The organism is Domibacillus antri (genome assembly GCF_001936625.1).
GTDB classification, from domain to species: Bacteria; Bacillota; Bacilli; order Bacillales; family Domibacillaceae; genus Domibacillus; species Domibacillus antri.
This window is the reverse complement of record NZ_MSDU01000039.1, coordinates 1-21,751: the sequence shown is the minus strand read 5'-3', so window position 1 is coordinate 21,751 and position 21,751 is coordinate 1. Positions and strand designations below refer to the sequence as shown.

Sequence of the window (21,751 nt, the reverse complement as noted above, 5' to 3'; positions counted from 1 at the left end):
TAATTCTGGCTTCAAACGGCTTCAGGAATAAAACGCCATCCCCACAAGCCCCGCCATTAAAATGACGTAGGCTGGGTGGGTATTTCGCTTGATCAAGGAGTAAAGCGAGACGGCAAAAATGCCCACAAGGCTGAGTGTATGCATGGAAAACGTGCCGATCATGCCGTTTGAAAGCGCAAATTTCACCGCTGCGAAGACGATCAGGGCAATGACGACCGGACGCAAACCATAAAAAGCGGACTGGACGATCCGGCTGTGATGGAATTTGTAAAAAAACATGGCAACAATGAGGACAAGCAGGAGCGACGGCAATACCATCGCAAATGCTGAAACAGCGGCACCCGTGAGACCGGACACCTGATAGCCGGTAAAAATCGCCGTGTTCGTCGCAATAGGTCCGGGCGACATGCCGGCAATCGCTACAATATCGGTAAACTTTTGGGTCGTCATCCAGCCGTTTTTCACGACTTCCGCTTCAATGACCGGAATAATGGCGTAACCGCCGCCGAATGAAACGAGCCCGGTGAGAAAAAAGGTTTTAAATAAGAGCCAAATCATTAAATATCAGCCCCCATGAAGTAGTCGAGCTGCTGTTCATGGTCATCTATTTTCGTTTCGATGCCAAGACGGTCTTGTATGCCAATGAGGAATATGCCGGAAACCGCACCCGCCGAGATCACGAGAACGGGGTGCAGACGTAAAACCAGAAGCATCACGAGTGCACAGCCTGCTGCCGCAAACGTTGTTTTATCGACCACCGCTCCTTTTCTCATTTTATACGCCGCAAAAACAATTAATGCGACAACTGCCGGACGGATGCCTTCAAATGCGGCTTCCACTTTCGGATGATCGCTAAAAAATAAATAAAAAATGCTTAGCATGACAATGATAAAAAACGTCGGGATCATCACACCGATCGTAGCCGCAATGGCACCTAAAACCCCCGCAATCCGGTAGCCGATAAAGGCAGCGGAATTGATCGCAATCGCGCCTGGAATGGAACCGGAAAGCGCAAATAAATCCGTGACTTCCTCCTGCTTAAGCCAGTGCTTCTTTTCCACGACTTCCCGCTCTATAACTGGAATCATCGCATAGCCGCCGCCAAAGGTAATCGGTGACAGCTTAAAAAAAATCATAAAAATTTGGAACAAGAGCTTCATCAGCCTCACCTCTTACCATCATTTTAACATCACCACATTTGAAATTCCCGGTTTTATTCCACTCTGTCAGGGAATAGGAAGAGTATCTTTATAAGTAGAAAGGACTGTTTGGATGAGTGAAAATATTTATGGCAATACGCCTTGTTTCTTAGGAGCAAAAAATTTGGTTCATGAGGATAATTTGAACGGAGTTGACGCTGTCGTATATGGTGTACCGTGGGAAGGCGCTGTGACATGGGGTGACTACACGGGGTGTGAACTCGGCCCAAAAGTGATGCGCTTAAGTTCAGCACGTTACAGGAGGGTGTCCGTAATGAAAGCATCATTCATACCGGTATTCACGGTCCCCGCAATAAGCCTGAAAGCGGCCGAAACGCGCGTAATGCCGGTGCTGTAACCGTTACGATTAATGACATAAGAGAGCATAAAGATTTAAAAGCACTTGCTCGTGAACTGCATGAAATGGCATCCAATGATGTTGACTGTGTTTATTTAAGCATTTGCAGCGACGTGCTGGATTATGCCTTTAACCCGGGCGGTCCGGTTGACGGCAACGGTTTGACATCATATGAGTTATTGACGCTCGTTCATGAAATTTGCAGACAGGGCGTGATTGGCATGGATTTTGTTGAAGTATACCCGCAGCAGGACCCGTCTCAATTTTCGGCTCATTTATCGTCCACCATTATTTTATATGCGCTTGCCGGTCATATTTTGCACAAAAAACGATAAGCGGAGACTGGTTCATCAATGGCAAAGTCATTTAAAGACAGTTTGGAATTATTCAGTAACGGAACAGGCATTTCTCAAAATAGTCTCTGCTAAATAGATTTTTTAAGATTTTTAAAGAAAAAGCAGTTTAAATGAAAGACGCCAACAAACATAAGAGGATGTCTCAAAAGCTTAATAAGACACCCCTTTTTCATTTCTATGGCCGGATTTTCTGTTTTTGGGCCGTATCCCCTTAAATTCGGCCTTCATGAGGAAAAATCCGGCTGTAAGATTGATAAATCGGCCTAAACGGCTCAGAATCCGGCCTTCCCCCATACTTGTGGGACAAAAATTGTTTAGTACCAAATCTAACCACTGCTCCAGAAAACCGCCGCAGGGCAGTAAATTAGTCTTTGTGATTTTTATCAATAAAGCGCAGCATTCCTTTTCCAACGGAAGTGACATCGGTCTGATTAAAAATAATACAAGCTATTCCGCCAGCATACACATCGGAATCAAACTCACCAAGGACTGTCACATAACCTTTTTCAAAACGATAAATAAGTTGCCTGTCATTGTCATCAGAATCGAAAGCCGCCAAATCATTTTGCAAATACGCTTTAACGGGTTTTTCATATAACCGCATTTATATCCCTTCCTTATGGGTGATGAAAAAGCCGCTTCGTTCAAATAGAGGCAGCTTTTTCTTAATGTTACAGTTTCACGGTCATCACCGGCGTTTCCCCTGCAGCTGCCGGCACATTTTCATGTTTGTCGAGCTGTTTCACCATATCGCCGTTTGAAATAATCATCGGCGTTATCGTGCTTGCTGCTTTTTCCTGGACGAGTTCAAGGCTGTATGTTAACAGCAAATCCCCTTTTTTCACTTGATCCCCTTCAGCCACATGAACGTCGAACCCTTCTCCTTTCATGTTGACCGTATCAAGTCCGACGTGAATTAACACTTCAAGGCCCCCAGCTGTTTCAAGTCCGATGGCATGTTGTGTCGGAAAAACATTCAGCACTTTTGCATCAGCCGGTGCCACGACTTTGCCTTCTGATGGAGAAAACGCGACACCGTCTCCCATCATTTTTTGTGAAAAAACCGGGTCCGGTACCTCTTCAAGACTGACTACGTTACCGGTCATCGGCGACATTAACACTACTTCTGATACCGTTTCTTTTTTTTCTTTGCCAAATAATTTTTTAAACATTTTACATCCGCTCCTTTTTTATTGTATTCCCTCAACATGCCCGGACAAAAACGTCTTTATTTCATCCGCTTGCGGCATTGACAGTGCTGTACCAGCCTTCATGACAGACAGTGCAGCCGCCGCCTGTCCAAATTGAACCGCGTCTTCGAGAGACTGCCCGCTGCTGATCGCATGTGCAAACCCGCCATTAAACGCGTCACCAGCGCCTGTCGTATCAACCGCATCCACTTGAAATGCCGGAACGATTTTTCCTGAAGAAACCCCTTCTGACAAAAATACCCCTTTCCGGCCGAGTGTGATGATGACAATCTTCACACCTAGTTCGTGCAGTGTATTCGCTGCTTTTTGTGCTGATTCCTCATCGGTTACGTCTGAACCAGTTAACTCACTTGCTTCCATTTCATTCGGCGTGGCATACGTTACATGCCGCAAAAGTTCCCGCGGAAACTCCTGGTATGGCGCGGGATTCAACAATACCGGAACGTTATGTATAACGGCTCTTTCCATCGCGGTCTTCACCGCCGACAAGCTTATTTCCAGCTGAAGGACAACGATGTCACCGTCCTTGATCGCCCCATCCGCTTCAAGCACATCTTCACTTGTCATCGTGCCGCACGCACCCGGTGCAATCACAATATGATTTTCTCCGTGATTGTCAACCGCTATTAATGCGGCACCGGTCGCTTCATCATCCGCAACTTTCACAAATTGCGTATTAAACTGCTCCTTTTCAAAATGCTCGATCGCATTTTTTCCAAATAAATCATTGCCCACTTTCGTCACAAATGTCACGTTAGAGCCGCTCCGAGCAGCCGCTGCCGCCTGATTGCCGCCTTTTCCGCCGGGCCCCATTTGAAATGGACCGCCGAGCACCGTTTCACCGGGCTTTGGCAAATGCGGAGCACGGCTCATTAAATCAGCGACGTAACTGCCGATGACAACAACCTTTCCCATGCTCTCACCTCAAATCCGCTGCTTTTTATCATAATCCCTCTTAATTTTATAACGTTTTTTCATCAAATACTTGTCTTAAGGACTGCTGTTTTATTGGCTTTCAAAACAGGTTAATTACCGTGCAAATACAAAAGGGCTGTTGTCAAAAGGATTTTCCCGCCAATCAGCATCGCCCGTTCATCGAGATCAAATTTTGGATGGTGATGAGGATAAACAGCCCCCGTTTCTTCATTTCCTGCTCCGACAAAAAAGAAACTGCCGGGTATCTTTTGAAGATAATAAGCAAAATCTTCGCCGCCCATCATCGGTGTCATTTCAAATGTGTTTTCTGCGCCAACGACTGTTTCTGCACTCGCTGCCACAATTTTCGTTTCCGCTTCATGGTTCACAACCGCCGGGTATCCTTTTGTATAGACAAAATGACCCGATCCGCCGGCTGATTCACATACGTTTTCTGCCAATTTTTCCATACGCGCCATAATGAACGATTGTACAGCCGGATCAAATGTCCGGACCGTTCCTTCAATTTCCGCTTTATCCGGTATTACATTGAATGAATTACCGGCATGAAACTGACCGACTGTGACGACGGCAGACTTGAGCGGATCGATACTGCGGCTGACAATATGCTGCAGCTGCTGAATAAATGAGGTTCCAGTCACAATAGGGTCCACTGTTTCATGCGGAGCAGCACCGTGTCCGCCCTTCCCGTTAATGGTCAAGTTAAACCGGTCAGCCGCCGCCATAATCGGACCATTCCGCCATCCGACTTTCCCGTATGGAATCATCGACCAGAAATGCAGGCCAAATATCGCATCGACTCCATCAAGGCAGCCCGCTTCAATCATCGGTTTCGCTCCGCCCGGCGCCTGCTCCTCCGCAAATTGATGAATGAGCACAATCGTTCCGCATAATTCTTCCTTCATATCCACGAGCACTTTTGCCACACAAAGAAGCATGGCGGTATGCGCATCATGTCCGCATGCATGCATCACACCAGGCACTTTTGATTTATACGAAACTTCTTTTTCATCCTGAATCGGCAGCGCGTCAAAATCGGCCCGCAATGCAACGGTTTTCCCCTGTTTGCGGCCCGTTATTTTTGCCACAACACCGTTGCCGCCGACACCTGTTCGGACTTCAAGACCGAGATGCCGTAAATAACCTGCAATAAATGCGGGTGTTTCTTTTTCAAAAAATGACAGTTCCGGTTTTTCATGAAAATCACGTCTTAACTGAACCATTTCATCGTACAGCTCTTCCAGCTGAATCATACAGGAACACCACCCCTTTTTTCTATTCAGCATAAAAGAAAACAGCTTTAAAAGCCAATAAAATCATGCTTCTAAGGCTGTTCATCCAGAAAATTCCCTTATTAAGCCGGCTTCATTTTATGAAGCGCTTTCATTTTATTTAAATAAAAATTTTCCTGTTCCATTCGTTTGCCCGTTATAAATTCTTCGCGGCTCACTTCTTTAACGGATATGACCCCGTTATGTTTAACGCCGGGCATATCTGCTGCTTCATCCATCACCATAACTAATGTATAATCCGATTCCGTGATAAGAAAACGAGCTACACTAATTTCATTTCGCTTTCCTACGTGACCATATTTTAAGACCACCTTCCAATATTTCCATCTCATATTTTCTCCTCCTGTTTTCATTATTTTTCCCTTTAATTCTTCTTATGTTCTCTATACCCATTTTAGTCGAAAAGAACCGGTTATTTTACAAAGAAAAAAGACAGAGCGGATGAATCCGTCTGCCTTTTCTTATTTAGTGCCGGCCGCTCCATGTAATATCGTCAAACGAAAATCATCCAAAGAATGATCGTAAAAATGATTGTTAAGAGTCCTTGCAATAATGTCGCCATTGTATGTGCTTTATAGGCATCCGTCACTTTCATGCCGCTGAACTGCGTGACGACCCAGAAAAAGCTGTCATTCACGTGACTTACCGTCATCGCACCCGCACCAATGGACATGACAACCAGCGCCAGCGGAACCGCTCCATCAATCCCCATTGTCGGCAAAAGAGGCGCGATTAAGGATGATGTAATGACAAGCGCCGCAGTCGAGGAGCCCTGTGCCGTTTTTAAAGCGGCGGCAATAAGGAACGGGATCAGCAGAAACAAAGCCCCGCCTGCCATGTCCCCCACGTCAAAGCCGTTAATCAATTCTGCGACGCCTGTATTTTTAATGACACCGCCGAATGCGCCGCCTGCTCCTGTAATTAACAAAATCGGTGCCGCCTCTTTCAGCCCTTCTCCGATCCAGTCTGTTAATGTTTCTTCATTCCATTTAGGCAATAACAAAAAAGAAGCCAGTACGCCGAACAGTAACGCAACAGACGGCGATCCTAAAAATGTCAGCACATTCACGATGCCGTTTTCTTCACCGGAAAGGGCGGCTACAGAACCCGCCCCAATCAGAACAATTGGCAGCAAAATAGGAAAGAAGGATTTGAATGTTGATGGCATTTTCCCGAATGATTGAATAATCTCTTCATAATCAAGTGCTTCCAAATCGGCCTCTACTTCGATTTTTGACCCGACTTTCACCGCCCAAATATAACCGACAACCACAGCTGGAATAGCCGTGAATAACCCGATTAAAATAATCGTTCCGAGATAACTTTCCGCACCGATATTTCCTGCTGCGGCAATCGGGCCCGGTGTCGGCGGAACGAGTGTATGCGTCGCATAAAGACCTGTTGCCAGCGCCACTGACATGGAAGCAATCGCCACTTTCGCACGTTTAGCAAGTGCTTTCTTTAAACTGGATAGAATGACAAAGCCCGAATCACAAAAGACCGGAATTGACACGATATACCCGATAAGTGACATGGCAAGCTGCGGCCGTTTTTCACCGACAAGACGCAGCACAACCTCTGCCATCCGGTAAGCAGCGCCCGATTTTTCTAAAATAACGCCAATAATCGTCCCCGCGACAATGACGATACCGATGCCCGTCATTAAACCGCCGAATCCTGCATTTACGTGCTCAACGACCGTTAACAACGGCATGCCGGAAGCAATTCCGACGAAAAAAGCGCCGGCGATCAGTGATAAAAATGGATGAAGCTTTAAAAAAGCGGTCATCGCCACAACCAATACAACACTTAGTGCAATTACAGCAAGTAACATATCCCCATCCCCTTTTCGTTAGTTTTCTAAATAAGCCGAAATAACCTCTTTCGTTTTGTTTTTCAAGTATTGATACGCCTGCCCCATGGATTCTTTTTTTGAAACTCCCCTGCCCGAAACCGAATGCAGCTCGTTAAAATGAAGACGAAGAAACTCTTTATCTTCAACGGCACCGGATATAAGAATGACCGGCACTTGATGTCGGGCAGCAATTTCTTTAATTCCATACGGTGCCTTGCCCGATAGTGTCTGCCGATCTGTTTTCCCTTCACCTGTCATGACGAGATCCGCTTCTTTCATGTGCTGTTCAAAATGAATGGCTTTGAGCACGACATGTATGCCCTGCTTCATTTCCGCCGGGAAAAAGGATTGAAAAGCACCGCCGATACCGCCAGCCGCCCCTGCTCCCGGCTTATCGTGAATGGATAGGCCGGTTGTCTGTTCAATCAGGTCAGCAAAGTGTGACAGACTTTGATCAAGTGTTTCGACCATTTCCGGTGTCGCACCTTTCTGTGGACCGAATATTGCCGAGGCGCCATTTGGACCGATAAACGGATTATCGACATCAGACGCAATGATAAACGTGCTTTCCTGAATGCGCGGGTCAAATGAGGATTGATCAATGCGGACCAGCGTTTGAAGCGCTTGCCCACCGGCAGCGATCTCTTTTCCTTTATCATCGAGCAGTTTGAGACCGAGTGCCTGCAGCATGCCTGCCCCGCCATCATTTGTCGCACTGCCTCCCACACCGAGAATAAACGTCCGATAACCAGCGTCCAGAGCGTGATGAATAAGCTCGCCGGTGCCATATGTCGAGGCAAGCAGCGGATTGCGTTCCTGCTCTCTTAACAATGTCAGCCCCGATGCTTCTGCCATCTCGATCACACACGTTTTCCCATCGCCGAGAACACCATATGAAGCCATGATCTTTTTTCCAAGCGGATTTTGAACAGACACACGGACGATTTTTCCATTCGTTGCATTAACAAGACTTGTAACGGTTCCTTCTCCCCCGTCTGCAACAGGCAGCAGCACCGTTTGAATGGTATGGTCGTATTCGCTGATGCCGGCAGCCATTGCTTTCGCAGCGTCTGAAGCGGTCAGGCTGCCTTTAAATGAGTCCGGACATAATAAAACTTTCACAGAATCACCCCTTTTTTGAAGCGCTTACAAAAAGTATAGTGTGAAGATTAGAAAAAAACATTATACTTAATGTATAAATTAATTAAATAATTATATGAATTTTTTATACAAAATAAAGAAAGGTGTTGCCGATGTTAACTTCGCAGCTTGCTCATCAAATCGTCGAACAGACGATGCTCAGACTGCAGCGCAATATTAATATTATGGATACAAATGGGATGATTCTCGCTTCCGGTGAAAAAGATCGGGTGGAACAAATTCATGAAGGAGCAGCATTTGTTGCCAAAACCGGGGAACCGCTTGCGATTACGAACAAAAATAAACATCGGTGGCCCGGCTCGCGTCCGGGTCTTAATTTGCCTATCCGTTTTCAAAATCAAGTGGTCGGAATTATCGGCATTACCGGAAATCCGAATGAATTAAAGGAATTTGCCAACCTTGTTCAGCTGACAACGGAAATGATGGTCCATCAGTCAATCATTACGTCAAAAAGTGAATGGAAGAAGAAAATGAAGGAGCGGATTTTTGAAGAATTAATAAGTTCGCAGCCTGTGACACCCTCATTGCTCGAACGCCTTTCATTGCTCGGTTTTCAAACAATCGGACCTTTTTTTATGGCAGTGGCCGACATCACTTCGTCTTCCCAAGAAGATTTAGCGGATGCTCTTGAACAGCACTGCGGTTCAAATTCCGTTTTAAGCGGCTATTCTCTAATAAACCAGTTTTTTATTTTAGCATCCGGGATAACCGAGGACGAATGGACAAAAAAAGTCACTTCATTTCAGGAAATGCTTTTACATAGGCATATAGTCGTCCGCATGGGAATCGGCCGGTCCGCTGATACTTTAGAACAGCTGCCTTACACATATCGAACGGCCCGGCATGCCCTTCAATTTAGTGATGCTCAAAAGCATATTATTCATTTTCATGAGGTGGAATTGCTGTCCCTTTTAAAAACCATTGACTCCGTGGAAGCAGAATATTTTTATCAACGCCTATTAGGCGGCCTTTCTCCAAAACTTCTCGAAACACTGAAAGCGTATTTGAAGTTTGATCAGCAACTGGCCGCATGTTCGGAACACCTGCAAATTCACCGCCACACCCTAACCTACCGGCTCAATCAAATTGCGGACATTACCGGATACCATCCCGGCAGGTTTCAAGATGCTATTGCTTTACAGACGGCCTTATGGATTCGATCTTGATTTCATGTGAAACATCATAAGATCGAATAAATCAAAAAATGACAGACCGGAATGTCCCATCTGTCATTTTTCATTTAGCGCTATTCGTTCAATCGAATTATTAACGGTATACCACTTATCATCCGCACTGTAGCCATTTGTCTGTCCCGCCACTTGATCACGTGAAAAATAATATAAAGGAAATCCTTTGTAGGTCGTTTGTTTTTCGCCTGTGTCAGGACGGGTAATGACGCCAAAGTCTGCCTCATTGAAATCTTCCGGCACTTTATTTGATCCGATATAAAAAGGCGGCCATTCATCTAAGCATTGATCCGTACAGGCAGATACGCCAGGTTTATCGTTCAAGTAATAATATAGTGTCATGCCTGTTGAATCAGCCAAATACCGGCCAGTCTCGTCTTTTTCCATCACTTTTAAAGAATCAGTTGAATTTTGAGCCGCTTCCTGCGGTTCATTGATCGGCGCGGACATATTTTCGGGCGGCTCATCTGGCCGGCATCCGCCTAGTATAAACAATACAAACACATAAAAAGCCACTTTCTGCATGAAATCATCCCCCTTTTTAGATCATGTTGTCCAAAAAGAAGAATAACTATTCAATGTTTCACGTGAAACAATTTACACATGTAAAAAGGACGTGTGCTCTTGCCAATCTGGATAGCTTATTTGTTTAAGGAAACAATAGACCCTGATACCATTATGCGTGCGTAATAGTAGAAAGGATGATCGTTATGGATAAAAAGAAATTGGTATATATTCAAAACAAGCTCGAAAAACGTACCGTCACATTGTCCGATGGTACCTCCCTCCCTGCCTAGGTCAGGGCACATGGTATATGGGCGAAGATAACCAATCAAAAAGCGGCGAAATAAAAGCGCTGCAGCTCGGCATCGATTTAGGTATGAAAATCATTGATACAGCTGAAATGTATGGAAATGGCGATTCGGAGCGTTTAGTCGGCGAAGCCATTCAACGACGCAGAGAAGATGTTTTTTTAGTTTCCAAAGTGTATCCTCATCACGCAGGCTTGGACAAGATTGCAGCCGCATGCGAAAACAGCTTAAAGCGGCTTCGAACGGACCGTTTGGATTTATATCTTTTACACTGGAGAGGCCGGGTTCCGTTAGAGGAAACCATCGAAGGCATGGAAAGACTGAAAAAAGAAGGAAAGATTTTAAGATGGGGTGTCTCCAATTTTGATACGGATGATATGCAGGAGTTATGGAACACTCCTGACTGCTCTCATTGCGCTGTCAACCAGGTATTATACCATCTCGGTTCGAGAGGCATTGATTTTGACCTCCTTCCATGGCAGCGGAAACACCATATACCGATTATGGCGTACAGCCCCCTCGCACAAGGCGGTTCGTTACGAAAACAGCTGTTAAGTGATCCGGTCATTGAAGAAATTGCACAGAAATATAACGTCAAACCGCTGCAAATTGCGCTTGCCTGGACGATCCGAACGAATCATGTGATCGCCATCCCTAAAGCGGTACAGGAACATCACGTTCTGGAAAATGCGGAAGCGGCTTCGATTGAATTAACAGAAGAGGATTTACATCGATTGGATAAAGTGTTTCCAAAACCGCAGAAAAAAATACCGCTGGATATTATATAAACGTGAGGCTGCCCGGTAAGTTCATCAATCATAACTTATCAGGGAGCCTCATTCTTGTTCTTATGACGGTTCCACAATGGCTCCTTCAAAAGCGGACCGGTAAATGTTTCGTATATCGTCTTCCTCTAACGGAAGCGGACTTCTGGCGAGTATTCGTTTTTGCTGAACACCGTCTTTTGTTAAGCTTTCCAGGACCGATTCCGGGATATCAAACCCGGCTAATGTCGACGGAATGCCTACATCTTTTACGATTCGCTCCAATTCTTCTACACATTTATATGACGCTTCTTCATCTGATAAATAGCTTGAATTTCCGCCCAGCGCATCTAAAATATCTGCCATTTTCGTCTGACAGCTTTTGCGGATGTAACCCATGACATACGGCAGCAGCACCGCGTTGGATTCGCCGTGTGAAATGTGAAATTGACCGCCGAGCGGATACGCGAGTGCATGCACACCCGCTACACCGGCATTGAAAAAGGCAAGACCGGCGATGTAACTGCCGTTGCTCATATCGATGCGGGCCTGCTGATCATTTCCATCTTTCACAGCTTTCCGAAGCGAACGGCCAATTAACCGAATTGCCTGCAAAGCCAAACCATCCGTTACAGGGCTTGAGTTAACCGAAATGTACGCCTCCACCGCATGGGTCAATGCATCAATTCCGGTTGCGGCTGTCACTTTTGCCGGTACAGAAACCGTCAATTCCGGATCGACAATGGCGGCATCCGCGAGCAGGTAATCATGTGTAACTACGTCTTTTGTTGTTTCCAGCGATAGCACGGAAATATTGGTCACTTCAGAACCTGTTCCCGCTGTTGTAGGAATTAGAATTTTCGGCAGCCCTTTTTGCGTGACCTGCTTTGTACCGGATAAATTTAAGTAATCGGCTGCATACCCTTCATGAACACATAAAACTGCTGCCAATTTAGCTAAATCAAGCGCGCTTCCTCCACCGACGCCGACAACCATGTCAAAGCCGCCTTCACGTGTAAACGACACGAGTTTTTCGCCTGTTTCCAACGGCGGCTCCGGCAGAACATCGGTGTAAACCGTCACTTCATAACCATTCTCTTTAAGCGGATCTGTCACACGCTTCGTCAAACCGATTTTCTCCAGCATCGGGTCAGTGACTACTAAAATTTTCTTCGGAGCATGTTTTTCCACTTCCGGTACGAGATGTGAAAGAGACCCCCAGCCTGTATAGCTTAATGGAGTAAAAGTTAACTTTGCAGTGCTCATTCTTCTCCGGCCTCCTGTTTACTCATAATAGCCTTCCGTTGATTTGCGGAACGTTTTAAACTGATTTGGATCGTGGCCGAACCACACTTGAGAATTCGTTTCCTTCGCAATTCTGCGTATTTTTTCAACGCTGTTCGCATAGCCGAGTGAATCATAAATGATACCAGGCGGCTTAATTGGCGGACCGAAGCTTTCTGCTGTGTAAACGGCGTCCGAGGCGAGTATAATGCCGCCCGTTTCCGGCATATCAACGTGAAGGCCGATCATTCCCCAAGCGTGACCGCTCCCAAAATTCAAGACTTTGATTCCCTCTGCCAGTTCAAGATTGTCCTCGTTCCGCTTTACTGTACGCCATTGAAGGTTGTTTTTAATCCATGCATCGATATCTCCCCACACATACGCTCCTTCTTTCTGATTGCGCGCATATGTCTGCAGCGTGCCGTTCAGTTCATCTTCATGCACGATAATCGTCGCATTCGTAAACAATTCTAAGCAGCCGGCGTGATCAAGGTGTAGATGAGACGCCACTACATATTTAATGTCTTCCGGTCTTACGTTCAATTCCGCTAAGCGGTTGTGAAGATAGCATTCCTCACTCATCGAGATTGGAAACATACTTTGTGTTGCCGCACTCCATCTGCCTTCAGGTCCCATTGAATTCGGATTGCAGGCGGTGTCAAAAAGAATTTTTCCTGCCGGATGATCGATGAGCACCGTGTATACAGGAAACTCTACAAATTCAGTCTGTGCATTCGGGTTATCCACAGTCGCCGGATTATGCATCGCAATCATCCAGTTTTTATCCATTCTCATTCGGCCATTATCCATTACATACAACTTCGGGTTCGGTTTAATAATACCGCACATTGTCTTGTTCCTCCCTTAAAATGGTGATTTGATTGCTGCGAATGTTAACCTGATCATTTCTTCTCCTGCATATTCCCCTTTAAATATGGAATCGCTTTCATAAATCTGGAATTTCAATGATACTAACAACGCCCGATTCAACATTTCGAGCTGCGTCAGGATCTGCTCCCCCGTTCTCTTTATTATATTGCAAGATGCGTGCCAAAATGAAAAAGGGTATTCTGCGCGGCATATACTTTGTATAAAAGATTGTATGGTGATAAAATTCACCAAAAGAATGCTTCATTGATGGTTCCATCACTAATATGATGTGGTGAAGATTTTCCTCAGATGGTGATCATTTTCACCGATTTTTTATTCCAGAGGAGGCTATTATGAAGGATATTTATGTTCAATCGCCATTATTTGAAAACGTTTCTGATCATTCCTTCAGACAGTTGGAAAAAATTATTGAGTTTTCTGCCGACGGATTGTATGTTGCTAGTCATGAAGGACGCACGTTATTTGTGAATGCAGCCTATGAAAACATTACAGGGTTCAAACGTGCGGAACTTGTCGGTTTCCACATGAGTGAGTTAATGGATAGAGGCTATTTCGATCAATCCGTTACACTGCTCGTCTTAGAAGCCAAAAAGCGAATCTCTATTTTGCAGCAAATCGGCCAGCAAAAAAAAGATGTCATCGCGACAGGCAACCCTGTTTTCGACGAAGCAGGCAATATTTCAATGGTTGTTACGAGCGTGAGAGATATTACGCACTTAAATGAATTAACGAAAGAATTAACGAAAGCAAAAAACTTTTCACAACTCAGCCAAAACCGCTATACCTTCTCCACAGACGGATCCGATGAAAAAGTCATTTTTCAAAGTATGCGTATGAAAGAAATCATTCATAAAATCAGGCAAATCGCTCCATTTCCTACAAGCGTATTATTATCAGGGCCTTCCGGAGCGGGGAAAGAAGTGATTGCCAATTTAGTTCACCAATTAAGTGACAGAAAAGAAGAGCCTTTTATTAAAGTAAACTGCGGAGCGATTCCTGAACAATTGCTGGAATCAGAGCTTTTTGGGTACGATAAAGGCGCCTTTACCGGTGCGCGGCAGGAGGGAAAAATCGGTTTGCTTGAGCTGGCCGATAAAGGTACGGTTTTGCTTGATGAAATTGGCGAATTGCCGCTGGCGCTGCAAGTTAAATTGCTGCGGGTGCTGCAGGAAAAGAAAATACAGCGCGTAGGCGGTACATCTGCAAAGCAGCTGGACATTCGCATCATTTCCGCAACGAATCAAAATTTAAAGGAGCTTGTTCGGAAAGGGACCTTTCGGGAAGACTTATACTACCGGCTGCAAGTCGTGGAGCTTTCCATCCCCCCTTTAAGTGAACGGCCTGAGGACATTGAAATATTGCTCGATCATTTTTTCGCCTACTTTTCCAAGCTGTACAATATTGAAAAGCATGTTTCAGCTGAAACGAAACATATTTTACAAAACTATCATTGGCCCGGAAACGTGCGGGAGCTCCGAAATTTAGTCGAAGGCATGCTTGTATCTGTCCCATCGCTGACGATTGAACCTGTCGACCTGCCGCCTCATTTCACAAGCCAGCCCCACACAAAATCTCTTTCTTCTTTAAAAGAGCGTGTGGAGCAGTACGAAAAAAGAATTATACAAGATGCGCTTCATAAGCATGATTCCATTAGAAAAACGGCCGCTTTTTTAGGTGTGGATCATTCAACGCTTGTGAAGAAAATGAAAAAATGGGGTATGGAAAAAAACAGCATTTAATATCCAATGACCAAAAGCCAATGTTTCACGTGAAACATTGGCTTTTTCATTATAAAGGTTTTAACAAAATATCGGTTTGTTTATTTAAATTGTCAATCATACTTTGCCATTCCGGCGGCTTATTGGACAGCACACCATAGTATGTCGTAATAAAGTCACGGACAAAGCTTGCTTTTAATGAGTGAATATTTTCTTTATAAGGTAAAAAGCAAAGATCCAGCTCTTTTACCGCTTCCCCTTCATTTGTCCACGCCGGGTGGACATATGGGAAATCAAGACGTTGATAACCAAGATGTGACAGCACTTCACGGCGGACAAACGGGTCCATTACTTTAATACCACCAAATGAATGGTCCGCTGCACGATATGGATCGTAAATTTCCGCAAACATGCCGATCAAGTCAAGGTCATGTTCTTCCGCCAGGTTCATCAAGTCTTCATGGCGCTTTTTCGCCAAAAACGGGCCGACACCGAGCCCTTCTTTCGTAATGATCGTAAAATCCGTCATCGCCACATTCAGCTCTTTATTGTAACGGTACTCGGTCACACCGACGACTTCATCTTCATGCACCGCCAAAAAAACGCGGATCGTCGGGTCTTTAAGCGGCTCTTCCCACAATGAATATTCAAGCACTTCCTCCGGCGGAAATACTTCCTGCATGGTTTTGTGCAGCTTCGCAAACAATGGATCTTCAATGCTTTTAATTTGTACATATTCCATAAAAATACCTCCTTTTTTACCATAACACCGGTTTTGAGACCATAAACCATAACATCATCATTAACAATGCAATATAAATCCATACAGAACGATGCAGCCGGCGTATCAATTCTTCCTCACTCAGCTTCTGCTCCTGAAATTTGCGAATGACCGGTGAAAAAGCACGCGCCAGAAAAAACACCGAACCGGCCATGACCGCAATTGTCATGACCACCCACGATGTTGTCCACGACCATGCACTTTGCCAAATAAGTAAAACACCTGTCGTCACCAGAACATGTCCGGCATGTTTGACAAGCCCGACAGCAGACTTAAACAGAGATAAATAGGCCAGCAGCACCTCATTTTCCGCTGTCTTCATTTTTTTTGTCATTGGCACAAGCACAAAAAATGGCCCGATAGACAAAATGGCACTGAAAATATGTAAATACAAAATCAGTTGATAAACGATGTTCACGCTTTACACCGCGCGGAATTCATGAACCCAAACACGCATTTGCGGAAGCCACGGCATACCCGGATGGTAAGATAAAATCGCATTTTTATACTCTTCCACCGTTGCAAACCCTTCCTGTTTCGCGTGATCATCTGTTAATTCACCAAGAGACTGCGAGTATACGCGCTCCACCACAAAATCGCGGCCTTCAAGCGTCATGATTTCGCCAACGTCCGCATAGCGGCCATTGCGGCGAGTTGCCGTTTTTTCACCGTTTAATACTTTCTGAACATCCGCTTCCATCGTGACTAAACGATCAATCGTACACGTTTTAGGAGGCAGCGCCGCATTTTCATTTTGATTTGTCATCTAAAAAACCACCTTTTATTTATTGTATAGGCTTTCACTTTATCATATTTCGTGATTTTTGACGTCTATAATGTGCAGTTAAATTTCGCGTATGAAAATTAATTCGAATGAGCCGCTGGCCGAGTGTATTCAATTTAAAAAATTGATTAGAGAAGAGATTGAGAAGATGAGCATTGATTTGAATAAATATGCGTCCGAGTTGTAGAAAAAGTTCAAGGTCATGCCTCTGGCCTTGAATTTGCTTGCCCCTTCTCTCACATTATTCGAAAATTTAAGCATATATATACAGCCTTCCCGCGAGATAGAATCATAAGCCGCATTTTTTGAATGTCCGGCTGTGTAACTTTGGAAATTTAATACAGGCAAAATCGATTTAAATAAGTTATTTTTCCTCTTGAAAAGAAACAAAAATCATGGATTTCACCTCTTTTTTTATCAAAAATATGATATGCTCTATAAAATGATAGATAATTTGAAGGTGAAAAAGTATGGCATGGTATAGTTATTTCTTATTAAACGTTCCTGAAGCAATAACATTAATCGGTTTTGTGTTTGCCCTTTTTGGAATTTCAATGAAAGATCATATAAAGTCCATTCTTATTTTCTCTCTTTTGTACGGAGCGGCAGCTTTCACATTAAGCATATGGATGAATAATTCATTGAAGCCTGTTCTTATGCTTATCTTATTTTCCGTATTAGCTGCAATCCTTTTTCGGATGACGTTTACTCATGGTTTTATTTTAGCGCTGATTTCGTTTGTTTGCTTAACTGTGCTTGAGCTCGTGTTTACGCTGCTTTATCTTCAAATTTTTTCTTTGCAATACAACGAAATATTAAACAGCCCTTGGACACGAATAGCTATTGGGTATGGGGCGGTCATCCTGCCTATGTCGATGATCTCATATGTCCTTTATAAAAGGCGCGTAAAAATAAATATCCCTTTATTTGTTAAACAATAGCTATGAATATTATCATACTTGTTCTGATCGTGCTCCTGCAAATTTTACTGATGACTTTATTTTTTGTATCATTAATCGTCTTTCATGATGAAATTTATATTTTAGGCATTCCTATTCACTTAATTTTTGTCGTACTGTTGAATATTTTATCTCTCATTTTATTAGGCGGCATGCATCAGCGAGAGTCAAAGAAAAAAATTCAATTTACCGAAACGACACATGAAGAGCAATTTTGCGCATTAGTGGCTTCTGTACGTTCCGATCGTCATGATTTGAATAACCATTTAACCGTCTTATTCGGTTTGTTGAGTATTCAGGAGTCTGAAAGCGCCCTTCATTACATAAAAGAGATGATTGGCGATATCCGTATTAACAATCAGGCATTGAGCATTCAAAATCCTATACTGGCCTCGATGCTGTTCTCAAAGATGGATACATATCAAAAAGAAAAAGTAGTCTTTAAAGTAAATATTTTGACCGAAGAGATTGTCCATATTCTCTCCTCCACTGACTTAATTCGTTTAATAAGCAATTTGCTTGATAACGCGTTTGATGCAGCCATTGCATTACCTGAAGAGGAGCGCTTGATTATACTTGAAATCACGGAAATAGAAGAGCATCTGCAGCTCATAGTGAAAAACTCAAGTGAAATTGACACGTTTGACCCTGCATTTTTTGAAATCGGGTATTCGACTAAAACATCGAACAGCGGGGAAAACAGAGGATTCGGATTGTCCATTATACAGGAAATCACCAAAAAATATCATGCATCGCTCGATATAAAAACTGAAGATGAGCTGATTGTATTTACCATTCATTTTCCGAAAGGATGAAGATATGATCACCAAAATAAGCCGAAAACTGGCCGTCACGTTAAGTACATACTCCGGCAGAAAAAATGAAGTTGACTATCTCCGCTATGGGATTGAAATATTACTCAGCGGATGGATTAAAGTAATGACCTTATTAGCGGCAGCCTATATACTTGGATTATTTCAGCCGCTTGTTTGTGTCCTTTTTACATTCTCCTTTTTTCGTACGCTGACGGGCGGGCACCACTACTCTACATATATGCGTTGTTTAACAGCCGGTCTGGTGATTATGATCGGTGCGTCTTATACAGCCAAGTGGGCGGGCCCTTTTATTCACACGCAGACCCTTTTCATCCTGGTTTGTTTATCTGCTCTCTTTGGCTTATTTTTAGCCTATAGATTCGCACCGTCCAATCACTTTTATAAAAAGTGCACGGAAAAGCAAAAGAAAACGTTAAGAAAATTCGCTTTTTTTGCGATCATCATATGGTTTTTACTGATGTATACATTCATCTCAATTGATCATTCAAAAGAGCTGATTTTTGCTTCTATTCTAGGCTTTGTGTTTCAAATGGGCAGCATACACCCTTATACATATAAGGTGGTATATAAAATCGAAGCAGTTTTGGACAGGAGGTGAAAAGAGGATGAAAAAAGCAGGAAAATGGATTGCTGGCCTGGCTGCATCAGCCATCGTTCTGATCGCTAAAGCGGAAATCAGTTCAGCATCAAGCGTTATTTTATACCAGCCTGAATTACCGGAAAAGCAAGATTAATCATGATATGCGCGTTTTCTTTTATCGTTCGCGCAATCTGAAGAAAAGCGGCGCAATCAGCGAATTGCGCCGCTTTTCTTATTAATCGCTCTTTACCAATTGACCCACTACAATAATGCGTCAGCTTCCACAATTTCAACCGTTAAGTGGTCTGTTGAAGACAAATCGATTTCATACGGCTGCACTTCCTGTTGTTCTTCATCTCGAATAATGCGTATTTCAGGCCGTCCAACGGCATGAAAGTTGTATTTCGATACAATGCCGGTGCGCCCATCGTTTAATTTGACCGTCAAACCTTGAGGATAAATGGCAATACACTCTTTAAACAATTCAACCTGTTTACTTTCAAATTGTGTGCCGCTCCCCGCATAAAGTAATTCAAGCCCTTTATGCGGCAGCATCGGCGGCCGGTAAGCCCGAGGACTTGTCACGGCGTCAAATACATCGGCGACACTCAATATTTTTGCATATTTATGAATTTCATCTCCCTTTAACCCCCGCGGATATCCGGTTCCGTCCACTCTTTCATGATGCTGAAGTGCGCAATGAGCGACTGTTAAAGGAATTGAATCCATTTTTCTGAGCGTCTCAAAACCTAATTCACAGTGAGTCTTTACCTGCTCAAATTCTTCATCTGTCAACTTGCCCGGTTTCGTTAAAATTTCCTTCGGGATAAACAGCTTTCCCAAATCATGCAGCGTAGCGCCTAAACCAATTTCTTCAATCTGCTTCAAAGGCAGCCCATTTTCAATGGCCAGCTGACAGGCATAAATGGATACATTGAGAGAATGAGTGTATACATAATTCTCATGTATTTTAGTGGTGGCCAATAAGTTCAGGGCATGTTGATTTTCCGTTAAACAACTTAAAATATCCCTGAAAGTCTTTTGAAAACTTCGGATCGCCCGGTCAGATTTCATCATTTTCTGGATATTCGGCCTATTTACACGCAGTTCGGCGATGGTATGAAAACCTTCTGTGATCATCTTAACCGCTTCAGAACGCAGTTCCTCAGGAATGGATTCTACAATTTCAATCCCTTCCGACGCTTCATCCTCTATGTAAACAGTAGAAATATTATATTTTTGTAATTTTTCAATTAATTTATCTGTCAGTTCGGTTCCTTGAGTTAATAAAACTTTTCCTTTTTCATTATAAATGGGTTTCCCTAATTTCATTCCCGTCTGATATCGATCCAAGCTGATTAAACGCATCCTCTTCTCCTTTGCTGCCACATCATCTTTAATTTTTTATTTATCTATAACTTTTCGTTCATTCCCAAAGTACGCATTGCGATTATTATAACATCATTTTGTGTCATTTTATGTCGATTATAGTAAAAAAATAACCTTAATAACTATGCTAATCAGCTTATAATTTTTACAAAGTGCGGGCGAAGAAGCGTCGTTTTTAACCTGCTGAACCCTTCTTCGGGCAAAATTCTTTATTCTGATTAATATACTATGTATAATATGATTTGAGAAGAAAGGGGGACCATTATGGGTATTCCAAAACCGCTTGTTCAAACGAATCAACTATTTATGGTCGTGTCCGTTCTGATCGGTATTTTCTTTCACCATGCCTGGCTGTTGCTGCCGTTCTTCATTGGTGTCTATACGCTGATCACAAAGAAAAATCCGATCATTTTATTCAGCAAAAGGTTTTTATCGAAACCGGCAAATCAATATATTCAAGAAGACAAAGACCAGCAGATATTTAACCAATGGATTGCAACCATCTGCCTGGGTCTCGCACTTCTCTCCTTTTATGCAGGCTGGACAGCAGCCGGGTATGCGTTCAGCATTATGGTCGTGCTTGCGGCAGGCATCGCGTTAATGGGCTTTTGCATCGGCTGCTTTATCCGCTATCAATATATGATGTGGCGGCATCGCCGGGCGAATGGATCATAAACAAACATATTAGGATTAAGCAGGAGCTGTGGCTGTTCTCGCTCCACAGCCAAGTACATCCGAAACGGGATAAAAGCTTCCTTCATTTATAAACTGCGTAAAAAATTAAACAGTATCCGTGAAGCAAATGACGTGCTGTACATATATACAATAGCGCGAAAACCATCTGATAAACAGAGTGGAATTTAGCGACATTACCCGCCTTGTCGTTATGATTTACTTTAACAAACAGCAAAAGGACAAAAACCAGAAAACGGTTATTGCCGTTGACAACCCTATAATTAAAAAGCTGATCCCTATCGCCAAACTTCATATTTGTTTTTTTGATCTCAGGAATTGTTTTCTTAAAAGAGCGAACATCTGGTACACTCGAACGATTGATGTCAATCCCTATCCGGAGAGGCGAAATCGTCGCTGTCTACTTAGCCGGCTTTGGGATCTTGGCTGTTATTTAAACGGTGATTTTAGTGATTTTTTCCGTCAGCGTACTAGATATAGTGGTTGTCGGCTCCATATGGAATGTGATTCTGATTAATTTAATGCTCGCAACGACTAGATTTAAAAAGGGAGAATTTTGCAAATGCCTGCTATGACAGAGGTGCCTATAATGAAGAAAATACTACATGAGAAAATGTACGGAAGAAACAAGGCGGCCTAAGTTGTTAGATTGATGGCCGGATTCTGCATCACGGACCGATTGATAAAATCAGAACCACCAGTATA

At 43.5% G+C, this 21,751-nt stretch carries 23 protein-coding genes and 3 pseudogenes; 10 read left to right on the top strand and 16 right to left on the bottom strand.

What is annotated here, in order from left to right:
- Positions 1-21: 21 nt before the first annotated feature.
- On the bottom strand, positions 22-558 hold the full coding sequence (locus BTO30_RS14355) for a chromate transporter (RefSeq protein WP_075399400.1): 537 nt from the start codon (positions 556-558) through the stop codon (positions 22-24).
- On the bottom strand, positions 558-1,160 hold the full coding sequence (locus BTO30_RS14350; protein WP_075399399.1) for a chromate transporter: 603 nt from the start codon (positions 1,158-1,160) through the stop codon (positions 558-560). The genes BTO30_RS14355 and BTO30_RS14350 overlap by 1 nt, the downstream gene beginning before the upstream one ends.
- Positions 1,161-1,272: 112 nt before the next feature.
- On the opposite strand from BTO30_RS14350, the pseudogene BTO30_RS14345 reads away from it, so the two are divergent.
- Positions 1,273-1,892: pseudogene (locus tag BTO30_RS14345) on the top strand (arginase family protein).
- Between the two features lie 385 nt (positions 1,893-2,277).
- Here the strand turns inward: BTO30_RS14345 and BTO30_RS14340 are convergent.
- The 7 genes from BTO30_RS14340 to BTO30_RS14310 form a co-directional block, all read right to left on the bottom strand.
- Entirely contained in the window at positions 2,278-2,517 is a 240-nt protein-coding gene (locus tag BTO30_RS14340; protein WP_075399398.1) for a hypothetical protein, read from the bottom strand.
- A 67-nt stretch (positions 2,518-2,584) separates the two neighbouring features.
- Complete coding sequence (locus BTO30_RS14335) at positions 2,585-3,085, bottom strand: PTS sugar transporter subunit IIA (protein ID WP_075399397.1); 501 nt, start codon at positions 3,083-3,085, stop codon at positions 2,585-2,587.
- Between the two features lie 18 nt (positions 3,086-3,103).
- Positions 3,104-4,039: a ribokinase gene (gene rbsK / locus BTO30_RS14330; protein ID WP_075399396.1), complete on the bottom strand. Its 936-nt coding sequence runs from the start codon at positions 4,037-4,039 to the stop codon at positions 3,104-3,106.
- A 110-nt stretch (positions 4,040-4,149) separates the two neighbouring features.
- Positions 4,150-5,313 (bottom strand): M20 family metallopeptidase, encoded by a 1,164-nt coding sequence (locus BTO30_RS14325; protein ID WP_075399395.1) that lies wholly within the window; start codon positions 5,311-5,313, stop codon positions 4,150-4,152.
- A gap of 101 nt (positions 5,314-5,414) precedes the next feature.
- A complete protein-coding gene (locus BTO30_RS14320; RefSeq protein WP_075399394.1) occupies positions 5,415-5,684 on the bottom strand; it encodes a hypothetical protein in 270 nt (89 codons plus the stop codon).
- A gap of 161 nt (positions 5,685-5,845) precedes the next feature.
- Complete coding sequence (locus BTO30_RS14315; RefSeq protein WP_075399393.1) at positions 5,846-7,186, bottom strand: GntP family permease; 1,341 nt, start codon at positions 7,184-7,186, stop codon at positions 5,846-5,848.
- An 18-nt stretch (positions 7,187-7,204) separates the two neighbouring features.
- Entirely contained in the window at positions 7,205-8,329 is a 1,125-nt protein-coding gene (locus BTO30_RS14310) for a glycerate kinase (protein ID WP_075399392.1), read from the bottom strand.
- A gap of 131 nt (positions 8,330-8,460) precedes the next feature.
- Between BTO30_RS14310 and BTO30_RS14305 the strand changes: the two genes are divergently transcribed.
- Positions 8,461-9,534 (top strand): CdaR family transcriptional regulator, encoded by a 1,074-nt coding sequence (locus BTO30_RS14305; RefSeq protein WP_075399391.1) that lies wholly within the window; start codon positions 8,461-8,463, stop codon positions 9,532-9,534.
- Between the two features lie 63 nt (positions 9,535-9,597).
- Here BTO30_RS14305 and BTO30_RS14300 read toward each other — a convergent pair whose 3' ends face one another.
- Complete coding sequence (locus BTO30_RS14300) at positions 9,598-10,080, bottom strand: COG4315 family predicted lipoprotein (RefSeq protein ID WP_075399390.1); 483 nt, start codon at positions 10,078-10,080, stop codon at positions 9,598-9,600.
- A 176-nt stretch (positions 10,081-10,256) separates the two neighbouring features.
- Here BTO30_RS14300 and BTO30_RS14295 point away from each other — a divergent pair.
- Positions 10,257-11,155: pseudogene (locus BTO30_RS14295) on the top strand (aldo/keto reductase).
- A 60-nt stretch (positions 11,156-11,215) separates the two neighbouring features.
- Here BTO30_RS14295 and BTO30_RS14290 read toward each other — a convergent pair.
- Both BTO30_RS14290 and ahlS read right to left on the bottom strand, forming a co-directional pair.
- The gene (locus BTO30_RS14290) at positions 11,216-12,397 is read right to left on the bottom strand and encodes an iron-containing alcohol dehydrogenase (RefSeq protein WP_075399389.1); all 1,182 of its coding nucleotides are present in this window, start codon (positions 12,395-12,397) and stop codon (positions 11,216-11,218) included.
- A gap of 18 nt (positions 12,398-12,415) precedes the next feature.
- Positions 12,416-13,264 (bottom strand): AhlS family quorum-quenching N-acyl homoserine lactonase, encoded by an 849-nt coding sequence (gene ahlS, locus BTO30_RS14285; protein WP_075399388.1) that lies wholly within the window; start codon positions 13,262-13,264, stop codon positions 12,416-12,418.
- 374 nt (positions 13,265-13,638) lie between these two features.
- On the opposite strand from ahlS, the gene BTO30_RS14275 reads away from it, so the two are divergent.
- Positions 13,639-15,045, top strand: coding sequence for a sigma-54 interaction domain-containing protein (locus BTO30_RS14275; RefSeq protein ID WP_083632446.1), 1,407 nt, complete (start codon positions 13,639-13,641; stop codon positions 15,043-15,045).
- Positions 15,046-15,094: 49 nt separating this feature from the next.
- Here the strand turns inward: BTO30_RS14275 and BTO30_RS14270 are convergent, their stop codons facing one another.
- The 3 genes from BTO30_RS14270 to BTO30_RS14260 are packed head-to-tail and all read right to left on the bottom strand — an operon-like array spanning position 15,095 to position 16,571.
- Entirely contained in the window at positions 15,095-15,766 is a 672-nt protein-coding gene (locus tag BTO30_RS14270) for a GNAT family acetyltransferase (RefSeq protein ID WP_075399386.1), read from the bottom strand.
- A gap of 16 nt (positions 15,767-15,782) precedes the next feature.
- Positions 15,783-16,217: a hypothetical protein gene (locus BTO30_RS14265; RefSeq protein WP_211272848.1), complete on the bottom strand. Its 435-nt coding sequence runs from the start codon at positions 16,215-16,217 to the stop codon at positions 15,783-15,785.
- 9 nt (positions 16,218-16,226) lie between these two features.
- A complete protein-coding gene (locus BTO30_RS14260; protein ID WP_075399384.1) occupies positions 16,227-16,571 on the bottom strand; it encodes an ASCH domain-containing protein in 345 nt (114 codons plus the stop codon).
- A 488-nt stretch (positions 16,572-17,059) separates the two neighbouring features.
- Between BTO30_RS14260 and BTO30_RS14255 the strand changes: the two genes are divergently transcribed.
- Genes BTO30_RS14255 through BTO30_RS14240 form a run of 4 tightly spaced genes read left to right on the top strand, consistent with a single transcriptional unit; the run spans position 17,060 to position 19,118 of the window.
- Positions 17,060-17,530, top strand: coding sequence for a hypothetical protein (locus BTO30_RS14255; protein ID WP_075399383.1), 471 nt, complete (start codon positions 17,060-17,062; stop codon positions 17,528-17,530).
- A 2-nt stretch (positions 17,531-17,532) separates the two neighbouring features.
- Positions 17,533-18,363 carry a sensor histidine kinase gene (locus BTO30_RS14250; protein WP_075399382.1) on the top strand — a complete coding sequence of 277 codons (831 nt, stop codon included), beginning with the start codon at positions 17,533-17,535 and terminating at the stop codon, positions 18,361-18,363.
- Between the two features lie 4 nt (positions 18,364-18,367).
- Complete coding sequence (locus tag BTO30_RS14245; RefSeq protein WP_075399381.1) at positions 18,368-18,982, top strand: accessory gene regulator B family protein; 615 nt, start codon at positions 18,368-18,370, stop codon at positions 18,980-18,982.
- Positions 18,983-18,989: 7 nt separating this feature from the next.
- Positions 18,990-19,118: a cyclic lactone autoinducer peptide gene (locus tag BTO30_RS14240; RefSeq protein WP_083632445.1), complete on the top strand. Its 129-nt coding sequence runs from the start codon at positions 18,990-18,992 to the stop codon at positions 19,116-19,118.
- 107 nt (positions 19,119-19,225) lie between these two features.
- Here BTO30_RS14240 and BTO30_RS14235 read toward each other — a convergent pair whose 3' ends face one another.
- Positions 19,226-20,332: an HD-GYP domain-containing protein gene (locus BTO30_RS14235; protein WP_075399380.1), complete on the bottom strand. Its 1,107-nt coding sequence runs from the start codon at positions 20,330-20,332 to the stop codon at positions 19,226-19,228.
- Between the two features lie 285 nt (positions 20,333-20,617).
- Between BTO30_RS14235 and BTO30_RS14230 the strand changes: the two genes are divergently transcribed.
- Positions 20,618-21,028: a DUF4395 domain-containing protein gene (locus BTO30_RS14230; RefSeq protein WP_075399379.1), complete on the top strand. Its 411-nt coding sequence runs from the start codon at positions 20,618-20,620 to the stop codon at positions 21,026-21,028.
- A 308-nt stretch (positions 21,029-21,336) separates the two neighbouring features.
- Positions 21,337-21,597 (top strand): annotated as a pseudogene (locus BTO30_RS17725) (ABC transporter permease); the annotation flags it as partial.
- Positions 21,598-21,751 lie beyond the last annotated feature (154 nt).